16 protein-coding genes are annotated in these 17,751 nt (G+C 41.2%); 5 read left to right on the plus strand and 11 right to left on the minus strand.

What is annotated here, in order from left to right:
- Window positions 1-69: 69 nt before the first annotated feature.
- The gene (locus tag PSU78_RS10550) at window positions 70-591 is read right to left on the minus strand and encodes a YceD family protein (RefSeq protein WP_300387760.1); all 522 of its coding nucleotides are present in this window, start codon (window positions 589-591) and stop codon (window positions 70-72) included.
- 99 nt (window positions 592-690) lie between these two features.
- Here PSU78_RS10550 and PSU78_RS10555 point away from each other — a divergent pair, with 99 nt between their 5' ends.
- The 5 genes from PSU78_RS10555 (at window position 691) to PSU78_RS10575 (ending at window position 7,174) form a co-directional block, all read left to right on the plus strand.
- Window positions 691-2,109: an acetyl-CoA carboxylase biotin carboxylase subunit gene (locus PSU78_RS10555; protein WP_300387762.1), complete on the plus strand. Its 1,419-nt coding sequence runs from the start codon at window positions 691-693 to the stop codon at window positions 2,107-2,109.
- Window positions 2,110-2,205: 96 nt separating this feature from the next.
- The gene (gene oadA, locus PSU78_RS10560) at window positions 2,206-4,062 is read left to right on the plus strand and encodes a sodium-extruding oxaloacetate decarboxylase subunit alpha (protein ID WP_300387764.1); all 1,857 of its coding nucleotides are present in this window, start codon (window positions 2,206-2,208) and stop codon (window positions 4,060-4,062) included.
- A 136-nt stretch (window positions 4,063-4,198) separates the two neighbouring features.
- Window positions 4,199-4,780: a Maf family nucleotide pyrophosphatase gene (locus PSU78_RS10565; RefSeq protein WP_300387929.1), complete on the plus strand. Its 582-nt coding sequence runs from the start codon at window positions 4,199-4,201 to the stop codon at window positions 4,778-4,780.
- 120 nt (window positions 4,781-4,900) lie between these two features.
- A complete protein-coding gene (locus PSU78_RS10570) occupies window positions 4,901-6,364 on the plus strand; it encodes a DUF4139 domain-containing protein (RefSeq protein WP_300387766.1) in 1,464 nt (487 codons plus the stop codon).
- A gap of 96 nt (window positions 6,365-6,460) precedes the next feature.
- A complete protein-coding gene (locus tag PSU78_RS10575) occupies window positions 6,461-7,174 on the plus strand; it encodes an SAM-dependent methyltransferase (RefSeq protein WP_300387768.1) in 714 nt (237 codons plus the stop codon).
- Here PSU78_RS10575 and rnhB read toward each other — a convergent pair.
- The 10 genes from rnhB to PSU78_RS10625 form a co-directional block, all read right to left on the minus strand.
- Complete coding sequence (gene rnhB, locus PSU78_RS10580) at window positions 7,163-7,747, minus strand: ribonuclease HII (protein WP_300387770.1); 585 nt, start codon at window positions 7,745-7,747, stop codon at window positions 7,163-7,165. The genes PSU78_RS10575 and rnhB overlap by 12 nt on opposite strands.
- Window positions 7,748-8,881 carry a lipid-A-disaccharide synthase gene (lpxB, locus tag PSU78_RS10585; RefSeq protein WP_300387772.1) on the minus strand — a complete coding sequence of 378 codons (1,134 nt, stop codon included), beginning with the start codon at window positions 8,879-8,881 and terminating at the stop codon, window positions 7,748-7,750.
- Between the two features lie 9 nt (window positions 8,882-8,890).
- Window positions 8,891-9,673: an acyl-ACP--UDP-N-acetylglucosamine O-acyltransferase gene (lpxA, locus tag PSU78_RS10590; RefSeq protein WP_300387774.1), complete on the minus strand. Its 783-nt coding sequence runs from the start codon at window positions 9,671-9,673 to the stop codon at window positions 8,891-8,893.
- 3 nt (window positions 9,674-9,676) lie between these two features.
- Window positions 9,677-10,153, minus strand: a complete 477-nt coding sequence (fabZ, locus tag PSU78_RS10595) for a 3-hydroxyacyl-ACP dehydratase FabZ (RefSeq protein ID WP_013148020.1) — start codon at window positions 10,151-10,153, stop codon at window positions 9,677-9,679.
- Window positions 10,154-10,235: 82 nt separating this feature from the next.
- On the minus strand, window positions 10,236-11,273 hold the full coding sequence (gene lpxD / locus PSU78_RS10600) for a UDP-3-O-(3-hydroxymyristoyl)glucosamine N-acyltransferase (RefSeq protein ID WP_300387777.1): 1,038 nt from the start codon (window positions 11,271-11,273) through the stop codon (window positions 10,236-10,238).
- Window positions 11,274-11,321: 48 nt separating this feature from the next.
- The gene (locus tag PSU78_RS10605; RefSeq protein WP_300387778.1) at window positions 11,322-11,825 is read right to left on the minus strand and encodes an OmpH family outer membrane protein; all 504 of its coding nucleotides are present in this window, start codon (window positions 11,823-11,825) and stop codon (window positions 11,322-11,324) included.
- Window positions 11,826-11,930: 105 nt separating this feature from the next.
- Window positions 11,931-14,279, minus strand: a complete 2,349-nt coding sequence (gene bamA, locus PSU78_RS10610) for an outer membrane protein assembly factor BamA (protein WP_300387779.1) — start codon at window positions 14,277-14,279, stop codon at window positions 11,931-11,933.
- A 4-nt stretch (window positions 14,280-14,283) separates the two neighbouring features.
- Complete coding sequence (gene rseP / locus PSU78_RS10615) at window positions 14,284-15,672, minus strand: RIP metalloprotease RseP (RefSeq protein ID WP_300387781.1); 1,389 nt, start codon at window positions 15,670-15,672, stop codon at window positions 14,284-14,286.
- Window positions 15,669-16,859, minus strand: coding sequence for a 1-deoxy-D-xylulose-5-phosphate reductoisomerase (ispC, locus tag PSU78_RS10620; RefSeq protein WP_300387783.1), 1,191 nt, complete (start codon window positions 16,857-16,859; stop codon window positions 15,669-15,671). Before ispC ends, rseP begins: the two co-directional genes overlap by 4 nt.
- 16 nt (window positions 16,860-16,875) lie before the next feature.
- Window positions 16,876-17,703: a phosphatidate cytidylyltransferase gene (locus PSU78_RS10625; RefSeq protein ID WP_300387785.1), complete on the minus strand. Its 828-nt coding sequence runs from the start codon at window positions 17,701-17,703 to the stop codon at window positions 16,876-16,878.
- Window positions 17,704-17,751 lie beyond the last annotated feature (48 nt).

The raw sequence follows: 17,751 nt of genomic DNA on the forward strand, positions 1-17,751 counted from the left end.
TAGCCACACATAGTCTCAGTTTGCAAAATTATGGTGGATTTTTAGAGATGCCCTTTATATATATGCAGTCTAGCTCTTAATTAAACCCTTAAGCACCGCAAACGGATTTGGCTTCTCGCCACTTTGTGTCGTTAGCTCGCTGCAACCCTCTTCATGCATAGGCGCAATGGGCATGGCCATGATGATTTCATCTTCAATTAACGCGATTAAATCCATCGCTTTATTCGCCTGCTGTAAGTCATAATCGTCGCTATTATCAACATCAACCGCTTCGACATCTGTATCGCTCACTTCGCCGATTAAATAATTGAAATTTAAACTTAAATTAAGCGGCATTGCATTTAAGCAACGCTGACATGCTGTAGTCAGGTTGCAAGCTACCGTTAACTGTAAAATATGTTGGCCCACTGAGTCAGTCTTGCCTTGCAGCACGTAGCTAATTAAGCCTGTGTAGCTTATTTTTGTAGGGTTTGTTAAGTTAGAAGATTGCATTAACTCTTCTAACCTAGGAAAGTCTTGAAGAGATAACTCGCCTTCTATACGATCATTTTTTTTCGAAAAAGCAATGTTGTCTATTAATATTGTGTTCATGCTCATTTTTAGTGCTCAAAATTTAGTGTTGGGGATTTAGCTCTAACGATACACATGTTACAATTGCTGGGTTTGAGTATCAAATTTAAGGGCTGTAACGTGTTCAAAAAAATTCTCGTAGCTAACCGTGGTGAAATCGCAGTGCGTATTGTACGCGCTTGCTCAGAAATGGGCATTAAGTCTGTCGCGATTTATGCGGATGCAGATCGCCAAGCTTTGCATGTTAAAAAGGCAGATGAGGCTTATAACATAGGCGCAGACCCAGTTGCAGGCTATCTAAACGCGCACAATATTGTTAATCTTGCAGTAGCTTCCGGCTGTGATGCGCTACATCCTGGTTATGGATTCTTGTCAGAAAATCCAGAATTAGCGGAGATATGCGCACGCCGGGGTATTAAATTTATTGGGCCAAATGCTGCAGTCATTCGCCAAATGGGCGATAAAATCCAAGCTAGAAATGCCATGACAGGCGCTGGCATTCCATGCACTCCAGGTAGTGATGGCAATTTAAAAGACTTAAATGAAGCAGTAGCTTTAGCAGCAAAAATTGGCTACCCAGTGATGTTAAAAGCCACTAATGGTGGTGGTGGGCGTGGCATTCGTCGCTGCGATAGCGAAAAAGAATTATTAGGTAATTATGACCGCGTTATTTCAGAGGCAAGTAAGGCATTTGGTAAACCTGAAGTATTTTTAGAAAAATGTGTGGTTTCCCCACGCCATATTGAAGTGCAAATTTTAGCTGACTCACAAGGCAATGTGATTCACTTATTTGAACGTGACTGTTCAATTCAACGTCGCAATCAAAAGTTAATTGAAATTGCGCCATCACCACAACTTACTCAAGCGCAACGTGACTATATTGGCGGCTTGGCAGTTAAAGCGGCTAAAGCTGTTGGCTATGAAAATGCTGGGACGGTGGAGTTTTTATTAGATTCTGACAATACTTTCTATTTCATGGAAATGAACACGCGCTTACAAGTTGAGCACACCGTGACTGAAACCATTACCGGTATTGATATTGTACAAGAGCAAATTCGTGTAGCTTTCGGCCTGCCACTTCAATACGAGCAAAAAGAAGTGCAATTTAGAGGTTATGCGATGGAGTTCCGTATCAATGCGGAAGATCCAAAAAATGATTTCCTACCTAGCTTTGGCAAAATTACACGATACTACGCGCCTGGTGGACCTGGCGTGCGCATGGATGCTGCGATCTACAGTGGCTATGTTATTCCGCCCTATTATGACTCTATGTGTGCCAAGCTGACTGTTTGGGCGCTAGACTGGGAGAGCGTTATTGAACGTGGTCGTCGTGCACTCGACGATATGCTGATTTATGGTGTAAAAACTACGATTCCATATTACCAAGAGATTTTAAAACATCAAGATTTTAGGGATGCTAACTTTAACACTAGCTTTGTTGAGTCACACCCAGAACTCACAAATTACAAGAATGAAATTCCACCTGAGATGATTGCTGCAGCAATTTCAGCAGCAATCGCTGCGCATGAAGGTATTTAGTTGATTGATTCTTAATTTATAAAACAGGAATGTTTCATAAAAATATAATCATAAAAACATATAGTTAAACGTATTAATTAAAGTAAAGAGTTAAATATGAGCCAAACACCAAAAGTACACGTCACCGAGCTTGTTTTACGCGATGGGCATCAATGTCATATCGCAACGCGCATGCGCACAGAAGATATGTTGCCCATTTGTAGTAAGTTAGATGCGATTGGCTTTTGGTCACTTGAGGCTTGGGGTGGTGCTACTTTTGATGCTTGCGTACGCTATTTAAAAGAAGATCCTTGGGAGCGCTTACAAAAACTACGTAAAGCACTGCCAAACTCGCGCATTCAAATGCTTTTGCGTGGTCAAAATTTGCTTGGTTATCGCCATTACTCTGATGATGTAGTGCAGGCTTTCGTACAGAAGTCTGCTGATAATGGCGTTGATGTGTTCCGTGTTTTTGATGCACTTAACGACACACGCAATTTAGCAGTTTCAATTCAAGCAGTTAAAAAAGCTGGCAAACATGCTGAAGGTACCATTAGCTACACAACAAGCCCTGTGCATGATGTAGCGCACTTTGTTGGCATTGCTCAAGAACTCGAAGCAATGGGATCAGATACCATTGCTATTAAAGATATGGCTGGACTACTTACACCACAAGCCACTGTTGATTTGGTAAAAGCACTGCGTGCAAATGTAAACTTGCCGATTCACATACACAGCCATTCTACAAGCGGCTTAGCTAGCATGAACTTGCTACGCGCACTCGAAAATGGCGCTGTCATGATTGATACCTGTAGCGCAGCATTCTCAGAAGGCGCAAGCCATCCTACGACTGAGAGTATGATCGCGGCTTTGCAGGGTACTGAGTTTGATACTGGCTTGGACATTGCTGCCATGCAAGAGGTCACAGCCTATTTTCGCGAAGTTCGTAAAAAATATTGGCAGTTTGAAAGTGAGTTCTCAGGTGTTGATACACGCGTACTATTGAATCAAGTGCCAGGCGGCATGATTTCAAACTTGAGCAATCAATTAAAAGAGCAAGGCGCGTTAGACCGTATGGATGCTGTATTAGCTGAAATTCCATTGGTACGTAAAGACCTTGGCTACATTCCATTGGTAACACCAACTTCACAAATTGTTGGTACGCAAGCGGTACTCAACGTGATGACTGGCCAACGTTACAAATCTATTACCAATGAAGTTAAAAACTATTTCTTAGGCCAGTACGGTAAAGCGCCTAGCGCTGTGAATGAAGAAGTAAAAAAATTAGCAATCGGCGATGCCGAACCTATTACCTGCCGACCAGCTGATTTATTAACTCCTGAAATGGCAAAGCTCACCAGTGAATCTGAACGCTTTGCTCAATCTGAAGAAGACGTACTGACATTTGCAATGTTCCCAGACATCGGCAAAACGTTCTTACAAGAACGTATCGCTGGTTCGTTACAACCTGAAGCCTTGCTTGATAAAGCCGCAGTAAATGCTTCGGCATCTCGCTTTGCACCAAGTGAATTTAAAGTCACATTACATGGCGAAACCTTCCATATCAATCTCACAGGCAGCGGTCATGCAGGTGAAGAAAAGCGTCCATTCTATGTTTCTATCGACGGTATTGCAGAAGAGGTCATTGTTGAAACCTTGAGTGAAATTGAAGTTTCAGGCGGTGTTAACAATGGTGGCGGTAAGAAAAAGGCCGCTTCAGGCACAGCTAAAAGTGGTCGACCACGCCCTTCTCACGCGGGTCATGTCACGACATCAATGCCAGGTACAGTAGTTGCGGTGAAAGTAAAAGCGGGCGACAAAGTGACGGCAGGTGATGGTGTGTTAGTCATTGAGGCGATGAAAATGGAGAATGAAATTCAAGCTGCAGCTACTGGCGTAGTGGTTGCAGTCCATGTGGTTAAAGGCGACACAGTGACGCCCGATGAGTCTCTACTTGAAATTCAACCTGAATAAATATTTTAAAATTTAACCTAAAAGCCGACAGAATAATCCTGTCGGCTTTTTATTTACCTAGTAATTTATATAGAATCAATCATCTATAAAACATTTATAAACACTTACCAAACACATATAAGCTATGAAAAAAACTATGAAACAAACGCTGATATTAGCTTCCTCATCTGAGTTTAGGCGCGAGCTTCTGCAAAAGCTACAAATTCCATTTAGCAGCATTTCGCCACGCGTGGATGAAACTCCACTTAAAAATGAAAAGCCGCATGAAACGGCTTTAAGATTGGCGCAAGATAAAGCTAGAAAAATTGGAGCTGAATATCCACATGCTCTAGTGATAGGCTGCGATCAAGTGGCTACGTTAGATAGTGAACAGCTCGGTAAGCCTCTCAATCACATCAATGCCACTAAGCAGTTAAAGTCCATGCGTGGCCGCGAGGTTACTTTTCACAGCGCACTTTGCTTATACAATGCAGCTACAGGCAATATGCAGGCTGAAGTTGTGCCTTATCTCGTACGTTTTAGACAACTCAGTGATGAGCAAATCGAAAACTACCTCAATAAAGAACAACCTTACCAATGTGCTGGCAGCGCAAAATCTGAAGGCTTAGGTATCGCATTAATGGAACGCTTGATAGGTGAAGACCCGAATGCGTTAATTGGTCTGCCACTTATAAAGTTAATCAATATGCTAGAGAACGAAAATATTTCGGTTTTATAAATAACTTTAAAAATATTAAAATAATTTAACCCTTTTCGCAGCTTGCCACGTTTAATGAATCATAGCGTGTTGAACTTAACACTAACACGCTTATCATTTAACCAATTTTGGAGATTAAATATGTCACTTATTCGCCAGCCAATGAAGCACAAGCTCATCTTGCTAGCTACACTATCTACAATTTATACAGGAGCATTTGCGATGGATTTAGATGAAACGCGCAGCACATTAAACGACCAGCAGAATGTAGCCGTCACCATCTACAACGGTGATTTAGCGTTGGTCAAAGATACACGCCATGTGATGCTTAAAACTGGCTTAAATGCCTTAGCATTACGTGATGTGAGTGCACAAATTCGCCCAGAAACGGCACTGTTACGCAGCATCAATGCACCAGGCAGCCTGACCTTACTTGAGCAAAACTTTGATTTTGATTTACTGACTCCACAAAAACTACTTGAGAAATATGTAGGTAAATCTGTAAATATCGTAAAAACTCACCCAACGACAGGTGCTGAAACCACAGAGAAAGCCACAGTTCTTTCGGCAAACAACGGCATAGTGCTTCAAATTGGCAATCGTATTGAAACAGGCATTCCTGGCAGAATTGTTTATGATGACGTTCCAGATAACTTACGTGACAGACCAACATTAGTCACACGAATCAATAACAAAGGTGCAACTGACCAAACCGTTGAGTTGAGCTATTTAACAGGTGGGCTGGGCTGGAAGGCCGATTATGTTGCCGAGTTAAGTCCGAAAGAAGACAGCATTGATTTGTCTGGCTGGGTAACGCTCACCAACACGAGTGGTGCAAGTTATAAAAATGCTAAATTGCAATTAGTGGCTGGTGATGTGAATCGAGTTCAACCTCCACAAATTTTTCCCATGGCAAAAGCGATGCGCGGCGATGTGATGATGGCTGAAGCTGCCGCACCAATGTCTGAAGAGTCCTTACTCGAATATCACCTCTATACCTTGGATCGTGCAACCACAATTGCAGAAAACCAAACCAAACAAGTTGCCCTACTCTCTGCATCGAATGTACCTGCGCGTAAAGAATTAGTCTTACGTGGTGCGGATTATTACTATCAAAGTAGCTATGGCGATCTCGGGACTAAAATGAAAGTTGGGGTGTTTGTTGAGTTTGAAAATAAAGAAGCCTCAAAATTAGGCATGCCATTACCCAAAGGCATATTGCGTGTTTATAAAAAAGATGGTGCTGGCAATGCACAATTCGTGGGTGAAGACAGCATCGACCATACGCCTAAAAATGAAGTGGTACGCTTAAAACTAGGTGAGTCTTTTGATGTGACTGCCGATAAAAAGCAAACTAGTTTTAAAATACTACCTAATCCGCAAAAAGGTCACAGTGCGTATGAAAGCGCCTATGAAATTGTCTTAAAAAACGCGAAGAAAGAAAAAATGACGGTTATCGTGCAAGAGCCTATTTCTGGCGATTGGACCATTACCTCTGAAAGTCAACCTCACAAAAAGGTGAATAGCCATTTAGCTGTTTGGAAAGTTGAAGTCCCTGCTGAAAGCAATACAACATTAAGCTATAAAGCGGTTGTTAAGTACTAAATTAGTCTGCAAGTAAAACTCCGTTCCATCATATAAGTTGGCGGGAGTTAAGCAGAACAAGCAATATCCCCTAAAGATTACTATGAAATCAATAACATGCTAAAACTAGGAACACTTTACTTAATTCCAGTCACTCTTGGAGAAGATAATATCACTAAGGTGTTGCCGCCCGACGTCATCAGCATCGTGCAGCAATTAGATGTTTTTGTGGTGGAAAGTGAAAAATCCGCACGGCATTTTTTAAGCACAATTAAGACGGCTAAGCCAGTCCGTGAGCTCACGTTAAATTTGCTCAATGAACATACTGAAGATAAAGCCTTACCAGATTTATTAAAACCACTCCTAGCAGGTAGAGATGTAGGCTTAATGAGTGACGCTGGCTGCCCAGGTGTGGCAGATCCAGGGGCTAGACTAGTGGAATTAGCCCATCAAAAAGGGATTCGCGTCGTACCATTTGTGGGACCAAGCTCCATTTTATTAAGCATGATGGCCTCAGGTCTTAATGGTCAACAATTTGCGTTTCTAGGTTATTTACCAGTCGACAAAACGCAACGTAACCAAAAGCTCAAAGAAATTGAGAAGCGCTCGCTCTCACACAAAGAAACGCAACTATTTATAGAAACACCCTATCGCAACCAACATATGTTAGAGGCCATACTGAGCGTCTGCCAGCCCAATACAAGGCTGTGTGTAGCATGTGATATTAGTTTAGAATCTGAAATGATCGTGACAAAAACAATCACTAGTTGGAAAAAATCACAACTGCCTGATTTGCATAAACGGCCGACGGTATTTCTGTTATTGGCTTAAGCGTCTCACTGGAGCATAGCTGAGTCTATGCACTGGTGTAATTCCATGTGCATCCAACATTTCCAAATGAAAAGCCGTTGGATAACCTTTATGCTTTGCAAAGCCATATTGTGGGTAGATTTTATCTAGCTCGTACAATTCAGCATCGCGCGCTACTTTAGCAAGTATAGACGCAGCAGAAATAGCTTGTACTTTACTGTCGCCTTTCACTATAGCTTCGCATGGTAGACTAATTTTTGGACATTTATTGCCATCTACTTGTACTAAATCAGGAGTAATGCCAAACTGTGCTTGCATAGCTTCAATGGCACGTCTCATGGCTAGCAAGCTAGCTTGTAGGATATTGATTTCATCTATTTCTTGCGCGCTGCAACTAGCTATCGCCCAAGCCAGTGCATGTTGTTTAATTTCAGCGCTTAGAGAATCACGTTTCTTTTCAGAGAGTTTTTTAGAGTCTGCGAGTCCAATGATTGGTCTGTCAGGATTTAAGATAACGGCGGCAGCATAAACTGCACCAGCTAGAGGCCCACGCCCTGCCTCATCGGCACCACAGATTAACGTTGATGTTGTCACTTAGGCCAAGTAAGCAAGAATGGCATTTGCTGCTTTTTCTGCCGTATTTTGCTTTAAACTATGGTGAATTTTTGTAAATTCAGCTTTAATTTCTGCGAGGTTGTCAGCGTCACTTAACAGTTTGATAGTGGCTTCTGCAAGCTTTTCAGGGGTAGATTCATCCTGCAACAATTCGGGTACTACAAACTTCTCAGCTAATACATTAGGCAATCCTACATAAGGCTGCAAACGCATGCGCTTAAGAATTTGCCAGCTTAGTTTAGGCATTCTATAAGTAATCACCATCGGTTTCTTTAATAGCGCGGCCTCTAGCGTGGCTGTGCCAGAGGCTACAATTACAATATCAGCGGCTTCCATAGCATCATGCGCATGGCCGAATAATATTTGAATAGGCAAACTTTCATTTTCGTGAAAAATAGCTAATTCAAATATTTGTCTAGTTTCTCGTGTGATGAGTGGCACTAAAAACACGGCATTAGGAAAGTCTGCATAGATCAGTTTTGCCGTCTTAACAAACAACTCTGCATGTTGCTGCACCTCACTTTGACGGCTACCAGGTAACATAGCCACTACCAAAGCGGAAGGCTTTAGCTTTAAACCTTCACGTGCTGCTGTAGTATCTGGTTCCAACGGCAATATATCTGCTAACGGGTGACCAACATAGGTGACTGGTATACCGGCATGCTGATATAACGCAGGTTCAAATGGAAATAGTGCCAAGATATGTGACACTGAATGCTTAATTTTCTTAATTCTATTTTTACGCCAAGCCCACACAGAGGGACTCACATAATGAATAGCGGTAATACCTTTACTCTTTAATTTCTTTTCAAGCCAAAAGTTAAAGTCTGGTGCATCAATTCCTATGAATAAGTCAATGCGATTAGCAAGCAAGTGATTTAACAATTGACGACGTAATCTAAGCAGCCCAAAAAGATGTTTAATGACTTCAACATAACCACGTACGGATAATCGCTCGATAGGAAACAGCGACTGAGCACCTTCACCCAACATTTTTGGCCCAGCTATGCCGACAAACTCAATATCAGAGCGTTTTAACTTTAATGCTTGCATCAGGTGACTGCCAAGCAAATCACCTGAAGCTTCTCCAGCAACAATACCTATTCTCACCATGATGATAAATTAACGGACGATGCCGCGCGTTGAGACATTCAAGAAATCAGTCAGCAAACCGATTTCGGGGGTGGTAGCTTGCATCGCTGCAAGTTCAATTTTTGCCTCATCTAAAGTAAGGCCATTGCGATATAAAGCTTTATAACCACGTTTGATTTGTAAAATGCTGTCGGCACTAAAGCCGCGACGCTTCAAGCCCTCAGCATTAATGCCATGTGGTTTAGCATCATAGCCCGCAGCTGTTACGTAAGGAGGAATATCTTTGAACACAACCGAACCTACCGCAGTAATGACATGCGAGCCAACTTTACAAAACTGGTGAATCAGCGTAAAGCCACCCAATATTACATGGTCGTGAATATCCACATGGCCAGCCAGTGATGAGTTGTTCGCGAGAATAGTGTGATTGCCAACATCGCAGTCGTGCGCAATATGAACGTAGGCCATAATCCAATTGTCACTACCGATTTTAGTCGTGCCTTTATCTTGAATTGTGCCGCGATTAAATGTGCAAAACTCGCGAATAGTGTTGTTATCACCTATTTCTAATAGCGTTGGCTCATCTCGATACTTTTTATCTTGAGGCGCTTCACCTAGTGATGAATATTGAAATATTTGATTGTTTTTTCCAATGGTTGTTGGGCCGTTAATCATCACGTGGCCCGCTACACGCGTACCAGAATCAATTCTGACATTTGCGCCAATAATAGAATATGGGCCAATTTCCACACTAGAATCTAGTTCCGCCTTGGCATCAATAATAGCCGTTGGATGAATTTTTGTTACTGACATCGCTTATTTTTCTTTTTTTTCTATCGTTTTTAAAATGCACATCATTTCTGCTTCGGCAACCACCACACCATCTACACGTGCCACGCCAGAGTATTTCCATATACCTTTTAGAATACGGTCAATCTTAACGTTTAAAATAACCTGGTCGCCCGGGGACACTGGCTTTTTAAAACGTGCACTATCAATACCTGCAAAATAATAAACAGAGTCATCACTTGGTTTTGCACCCATTGTTTTAAATGATAATACTGCAGCAGCTTGCGCCATCGCCTCCACGATTAACACGCCAGGCATGACTGGATGGTGAGGAAAGTGACCAGGAAAAAAAGGTTCGTTGATAGTCACATTCTTTAACGCAGTGATTTCTTTACCTAACTCTAGTGAAACAATACGGTCTATCAGTACAAAAGGATAACGATGAGGGAGATGTTCAAGGATTTCATGGATGTCCATGCTGGTAGATTCGATATTAGTGGTCATTATTGCCTCAACTTACTTCTGATAGATTATGCTTCTTATAGATGATGACTATATTTTCAATAGTATTTATTTTCTATAGTTCTTAATTGTTAGATTTTAACAGAGCTAGCGCTTTTTCAAGTTGTTTAATTTTATCTGACAGCTCATCTAAATGACGAATCTTTGCTGCCGTATTAAGCCATGCTTTATGTGTTTGAAATGGCATCAGCGCTGTATAGGTGTCGGCAGTGGGTAATGAGCGCGTAATCATGCTGCCTGGCGAGATAGTGACGTTGTCTGCTATCTCTAAATGCCCCAATATCATGGCCGCACCACCAATCTTACAATGCCTACCAATTTTTGCGCTACCTGCAATCCCCGTACACCCAGCAATCACTGTGTGTGCACCAATCACGCAGTTGTGACCTATCTGAATGAGGTTGTCTAGCTTAACCCCTTCCTCAATAATCGTGTCATCTAACGCGCCACGGTCAACCGTAGTATTGGCGCCTATATCGACATAATCATGAATGATCACACGCCCAACTTGTGGGATTTTAAGCCATCTACCAGCTTCTTCTGCATAGCCAAAGCCATCTGAACCGATGACAGCACCAGAAAAAATATGACAATTTTTTCCAACAAGACAATGGTGTTTAATCGTGACATTAGGTTCTAAGCGGGTATTGTCGGCAATTTTTACGTCATTTTCAATCACACAACCACTGCCAATAATAACATTATTCCCTAGCACTACATTGGCTCCAACCACAGCTAATGCTGAAACACTACATGACTTAGGAATAGTCGCACTTGTATCGACAACCGCACTTGGCGCTACACCTAAAGTGTACTCCGCTGGTGGATTTAGAAATGCTGATACCTTAGCAAAATATGCATAAGGATTTTCTACGATAATTCTTGGTAGTGAAGTTAACTCAGCGTCTTTCTCTCTTAAAACAAACGCACTGGCTTGGCTGGCAGACAGCGCTTTTAGGTATTTGGCATCATTAATGAAGCAAATGTCGCCAGAACTGGCATTTTGTAGGGAAGAAACTCGTGAAATAATGGTCGTATTATCACCAACAATACGACCACCTAATGCATCTACAATATCACTAAGCGCGTAATTTTTACTCATAGCTCTTGCCCTAAAAATTACTTTTAGTGACTAAATGTTAACTTTAAATTATTTTTTACCTAACAGTTTCAATACCTTATCAGTAATGTCGATTTTATCTGCAGCATAAGCAACGCCACTATACATCACTAAATCATAGCTCTCAGCTTTAGCTACAGATTGCACTGCTTTGTTGATACGATCTTGTAAGCTACCTAACTCTTCATTTTTACGTAAATTGATGTCTTCACGTAACTCACGTTGCTTGCGTTGAAATTCTGTTTTGATATTTTGCACATCGCGCTCTTTACTGCGACGATCAGCTTCTGCAATGGTTAACCCATCTTTATCAAGTGCAGCTTCTAAATCTTTGATTTGCTTAGCCATGCGGTCTAACTCTTGAGAGCGCGGACTAAACTCCTTCTCCAATTTTTTACCACTTTCAGCCGTCTGCGGTGCTTCTTGTAGAATTTTGTCTACTTGCACATAACCGACTTTCAACTCTGCAGCATTTACACTCATGGCAAAAGTCATCAAACTTACTATCAATAATTTTTTCAAGGTACTACTCACTTAAAACCTCCTAAAACAACTACTTTAATTTACTCACACTATTATGCCATAAGGCTTGGCAACACTGCATCACGATTCATCTTACTTTGGAGAATAATCCAGAAACTAGAATTGAGAACCCAATTGGAATTGTATGCTCTGCGTATTATCAGTAGACTTGCTATTCAATGGTTTAGCATATACTAGCTTTAACGGTCCAAACGGTGAAAGCCAACTAATACCAAGTCCAGTTGAGTAACGAAGATCACTTAAACTGTATGATGAATCCGAACCCCATACATTACCGCCATCTAAAAATGCGCTTAGTCTAAATTGTTTTGAATCTTTTAACCCAGGAACTGGGAAAAACAACTCAGCATTACCTAATAAGCGCTTAGTACCACCTACAGCAAAATCTAACCCTGATATAGGGTCAATATCTCTAGGACCTAACGAGCCATTATCATAACCTCTCACGGAGTTGACGCCACCCATAAAGTAGTTTTTGAAGAAAGGGTAGTTTTTATTACCGTATGAATCGGCATAACCTATTTCGCCATTCAACATAAATGTGAAGTCTTTATATACGTTTTTGAACCACGCCTGTTTGTAATCGATTTTGTAGTAGTTCAAATCTAGCACAGGCAAAGAAACCTCGCCGCTAAGTTTTTGCAATACGCCATTATTAGTAAACATAATGCTATCGCGTGTATCGTGAGACCAACCTCCAGAAACTACGATAGAGTTGCTACTGCAGCCAGTAGCATTGCCACAAAATTTTTGATATTGTATGGGGCTGTTTGTATTTAAATCTACTGTAGTAAAGTCAGCTGCTAGTCCAAAGTTGATGCCATCGCGCTCATTTAAAGGTATCCCAAACCTTACGCCACCACCATAAGATGAGGTGTTATAAGATGCAACATTAAGTGAACTTGTATCAACATCACGACGGTATATATCAAACCCGCGGCTTACACCATCTGGCGTGAAATAAGGATCGGTATAAGAAAGTGAATATGTAGTATTTACCTTACCAGTGTTAATTTGAGCGCTTACACGATTACCAGTACCTAAAAAGTTATTCTGATTAACGGTAATTCCTAGCACCACTCCTTCACTACTAGATAAACCTGCGCCAAACTGTATACTTCCTGTCGACTTTTCAGTAACACTGATATTTAGATCCACTTGATCAGTTGTACCTGGTACAGCGGGTGTTTCTATGTTTACGTCAGAGAAAAAATCAGTACGGACTAAACGTTCTTTTGAACGATTAATCTTATCTGAAGCATACCAAGCAGACTCTAGCTGGCGCACTTCACGACGAAGCACTTCATCACGCGTTCTGGTATTACCAGCGATGTTAATACGTCGAACATATACGCGCTTACCTGGATCTACAAAAAAGGTAAATGCGGCAATATGTTGCTCTTTATTAACCTCAGGTACTGGGTTAACATTTGAAAATGCATAACCTTCATTGCTTAATCTATCACTAATGGCTTTGCTAGACTCAGTAATTTTTTCACGACTAAATGTATCGCCCTTTTTAACTGTAATTAGTTGCTGTATTTCAGCATCAGGCACAATGGTATCGCCAGCTAATTTCACTTCTGAAATTGTGTATTTCTCACCTTCAGTCACATTGACTGTAATGTAAATATCTTTTTTATCAGGTGTAATTGAAACTTGTGTTGAATCGATATTAAACTCAAGATAACCGCGATTTAAGTAAAATGAACGAAGTGCTTCAAGGTCGGCATTGAGCTTTTGTTTTGAATATTGATCGTCTTTATTCCACCAACTCATCCAATTAGGCGTGGTGAGTAAAAATTCAGCGCGTAAATCATCCATACTAAAGGCTTGATTACCCACGATATTAATACTGCGGATTTTTGAAACGGCGCCCTCTTCAATATCAAAACGCACAGCCACGCGATTACGTTCTAATGGCGAAACAACAGCCTTAACCGTTGCACCATATTTACCTTGAGATAAATATTGGCGCTTTACTTCTTGCTCAGCTCTGTCTAATTGCGACTTATCAAAAATCTGACCTTCAGCAATACCAATCTGCTTCAAGCCCTCTTTCATTTTATCTGTTGGGAATGATTTATTACCGCTGAAATCGATTTGTGCAATTGATGATCGTTCTTGCACTGTTACTACTAAAACATCACCTTCGGCCTCTATACGCACATCTTTAAAAAAACCAGTGTTGTATAGAGATTTAATCGCTTGCGAAGCAAGATCATCATTCATCGTTTCGCCAACTTTAACTGGCAAATAAGTAAACACGGTACCTGCCTCGGTACGTTGTAAACCTTCCACACGGATGTCTTTTACTACAAAGGGTTCAAGTGCCAATGCTGAATTTGCAAACAATCCAGAAACTAACATTAGAACAGACTTAAGTTTAAGGTTCTTGAAAATATGGTCTGTGTTATTTGAGTGTTTTAGTTTTTTTAATGCCATGCAATCAGCCTGTTATTAATCTGTTAATGTCGTTATAAAACGCTAAGATCATCATACAACCCAGCAGAAAAAAACCAACTCTTTGCCCAATATTCAAGGCGAAATCAGAAGTCGGTTTTCCCGTAAAAATTTCAACTATATAATACATCAAATGCCCGCCATCTAACACTGGTATAGGCAATAGATTCAACACTCCGATGCTTATGCTAATCAGCGCCAAAAATCCCACAAAGACATTCAAGCCCATTTGCGCACTTTGTCCAGCATAACTGGCAATCGTCAATGGCCCACTTACGCCTTTTAGTGAGACCTGCCCAGTAAACATTTTCCCCAACATTTTTAGTGTAAACACTGAAATATCCCAAGTTTTCTCGGTGGCTTTAATGAGTGCAGCAGATGCACTGTAATGTGTAGTGATAAAAAGCTTATCTTGAGTAGCTTCATCCATTTTAAATGCAACACCAATGCGGCCAAATTTTTTACCATTTTCAGTAAATTGCTCAGGTTTAATAGCGATGTTTAACACACTAGAATTTCTTTGAATCTCAATTTCTAATTTTTTATTAGGACTCTGTCTGACTTCTTGTACAAAGTCTTCCCACACGCTAATTTTAGTTTTATTGACACGTAACACCAAGTCGTTCACCTTTAAGCTGGCCAAATCGGCGATACCATTCTTAGTGACTATACCAATCTTCGCAGGAATATCAGGCTGGTCAATAGTTAAGCCCGATTCCGTTAAAATGTCTTTAGCTGCAGCCTCTTGATCAATACCTGATAAATCAAGTTGATGGAGATGAACTTCATGACTGCTATTTACAGTTTCAACTTCTACATTGCTATTTTTTAGTGACTCATTTAAAAGCAGCCAGCTAACGTCTTGCCAAGATGCTACTTCCTTACCATTAATTTTTTGTATAGTTTCACCATAGGTAAAATTTGCAACCGCTGCAGGGCTTTGCGCAATCACGTTGCCTAAAACAGGCTTCATACCAACGATGCCCATCATAAACAATATCCAATACAAACCAATGGCGAGCAATAAATTAGCCATTGGCCCTGCAATCACAATGGCGATACGCTTAGCTACTGATTGCCGATTGAATGCTCGCATCAACTCTGCTTCGGAGTATGTCACGGCTGGCGACTCTAATGTTGACTCAGCAGCCATCTCTCGCTCATCGAGCATTTTTACGTAACCGCCTAATGGAATAGCGGCAATTACAAACTCAGTTTTATCTACTCCAAATGGCTTAATCCATAATGGTTTACCAAAACCGATAGAGAATTTTAATATTTTTACACCGCACCATTTCGCTACTTGATAATGCCCGTATTCATGCACGGTCACCAATACACTCATGGTTAACAAAAAAGCGAGTGCCATTATCATAATGCGCTAATTTGCTTTCTAGCGGCCAATCTCGCACGCGTATCAATAGCCACAAGCTGCTCAATCGATTCTACTTGCTCAACACTAGAGGCTGCCAAAACGGCTTCAATGGTATTGGGAATATCCATAAAGCCAATTTCCTCAGCTAAAAATGCCTCAACAGCAACTTCATTGGCAGCATTTAAAATAGCTGGTGCTGTTCCTCCCATATTCAAAGCATCATAGGCAATGCGTAGACATGGGAATCGAATCAAATCTGGCGCACAGAAGTCTAATCTAGCAGTTCTTAGCAAATCTAAGCTACTCACGCCGCTAGCAAGCCGCTCTGGATAGCCCAAACCATAAGCAATGGGGGTACGCATATCAGGGTTACCAAGTTGCGCCAAAACACTGCCATCAACATACTCTACCATTGAATGAATCACGCTTTGTGGATGCACCACCACGTCAATTTGGTTTGGCAAAGCATTGAACAACCAATGTGCTTCTATAACCTCCAAACCTTTGTTCATCATGGTGGCGGAGTCTACAGTGATTTTTGGGCCCATCACCCAGTTTGGATGATTTAAAGCTTGCGCACGTGTAACGGTTTTAAGTTCTTGCAAACTAGCATTGCGGAAAGGTCCGCCTGATGCAGTTAGCAAGACACGCTTTACGCCTAAACTGCTTAATGTTGCATTTGATAGATTTTTTGTACGCTCTTGTGGCATTACTTGGAATATAGCGTTATGTTCGCTATCAATAGGTAATAAGCTAGCGCCGCCATCAATCACCGCCTGCATAAACAGATTGCCAGCCATGACTAAGGTTTCTTTATTGGCAAGCAAAATACGTTTACCTGCTTTTGCCGCAGCCATAGCTGGATGTAAGCCTGCTGCGCCAACAATGGCCGCCATCACAATAGCTACTTGCTCATGAGCTGAGATGTCATTCAGCGCAGCTTCGCCATGCTTCACGATAGTTTTTGAGCCAATGTTCTTTAGCTCAACGCTTAGCTCTGTTGCAGCAGCTTCTTGCAACATTACCGCATATTCTGGAACATAGGTGTTACATAGTGCCAGCATAGATTTAACGTTGCTATTAGCGGCTAAGGCAAATACATTAAAGCGTTCTGGATGTTGCGAAATAACATCTAAGGTTTGCAAACCAATGGTGCCTGTCGCCCCCAATATTGTTACATTTTGCATTTGGTGACTTACAGATTTAGCGTGCATGTAGTTGTAGGCTTGAGAATAAAGGATAGTAGATGTAAAACAGCACGAACGGTAAGGTGGGTATTAGCCCATCAATTCTATCTAAAACACCGCCATGTCCTGGCAATAAATGACTACTATCTTTCACACCAGCTTGGCGCTTTAATAGTGATTCAAACAGATCACCCATAACACTTAGTATCACTGTTAGCCATAAACCTACAATAATCCAACGACTATAGTGCATATAATAAGATAGCACTAAACCATAAATTGTTACGGCTAGGATTGCACCTGCAACGCCTTCCCAAGTTTTCCCAGGACTAATTTCAGGGGCTAGTTTATGACGTCCGAAACGTTTACCAGCAAAGTAGGCCGCAATATCTGCCAACCAAACAATTGCCAGCACCCCAAGCAACAGCCAAGGGCTTATGCTCTGCAATCCATTCAAAGCGAGCCAAGTTGACATTAAAAGCACTAAACCCAAAAAAGCCATCAGTATTTTTTGGTTTATTTTTTTTCGTGTAATCAACCAAAGCGGGGAAAATGCAATCCAAAATAAAGCAGACAAACTTAACAAGCTAAATACAATGCCATCGTGATATAAAGCTAACGGTGTATCAATAGTGAAAATCCACAACAAACCCATTGCAAGGGCTGAAGCCACATAAATAGGTACATAATGCTTATTGAGCTTAATGAGTTTAGCCCACTCCCAAACACCGACAAGCGTCGCAGCTAGCGTAAAACAAGTCCAAACCATTTTAGAAGCTAAAAATAACACCATTAAAAAACCAATAGTTAAAAATACAGCTGTGATGACTCTAGTTTTTAGCATAAGTATGGGGTTTGATTATTGAAATTGGCACTTTAACGTTTTTGTAAT

The sequence above is a fragment of the Methylotenera sp. genome, from assembly GCF_029945705.1.
Taxonomy (GTDB): Bacteria; Pseudomonadota; Gammaproteobacteria; order Burkholderiales; family Methylophilaceae; genus Methylotenera.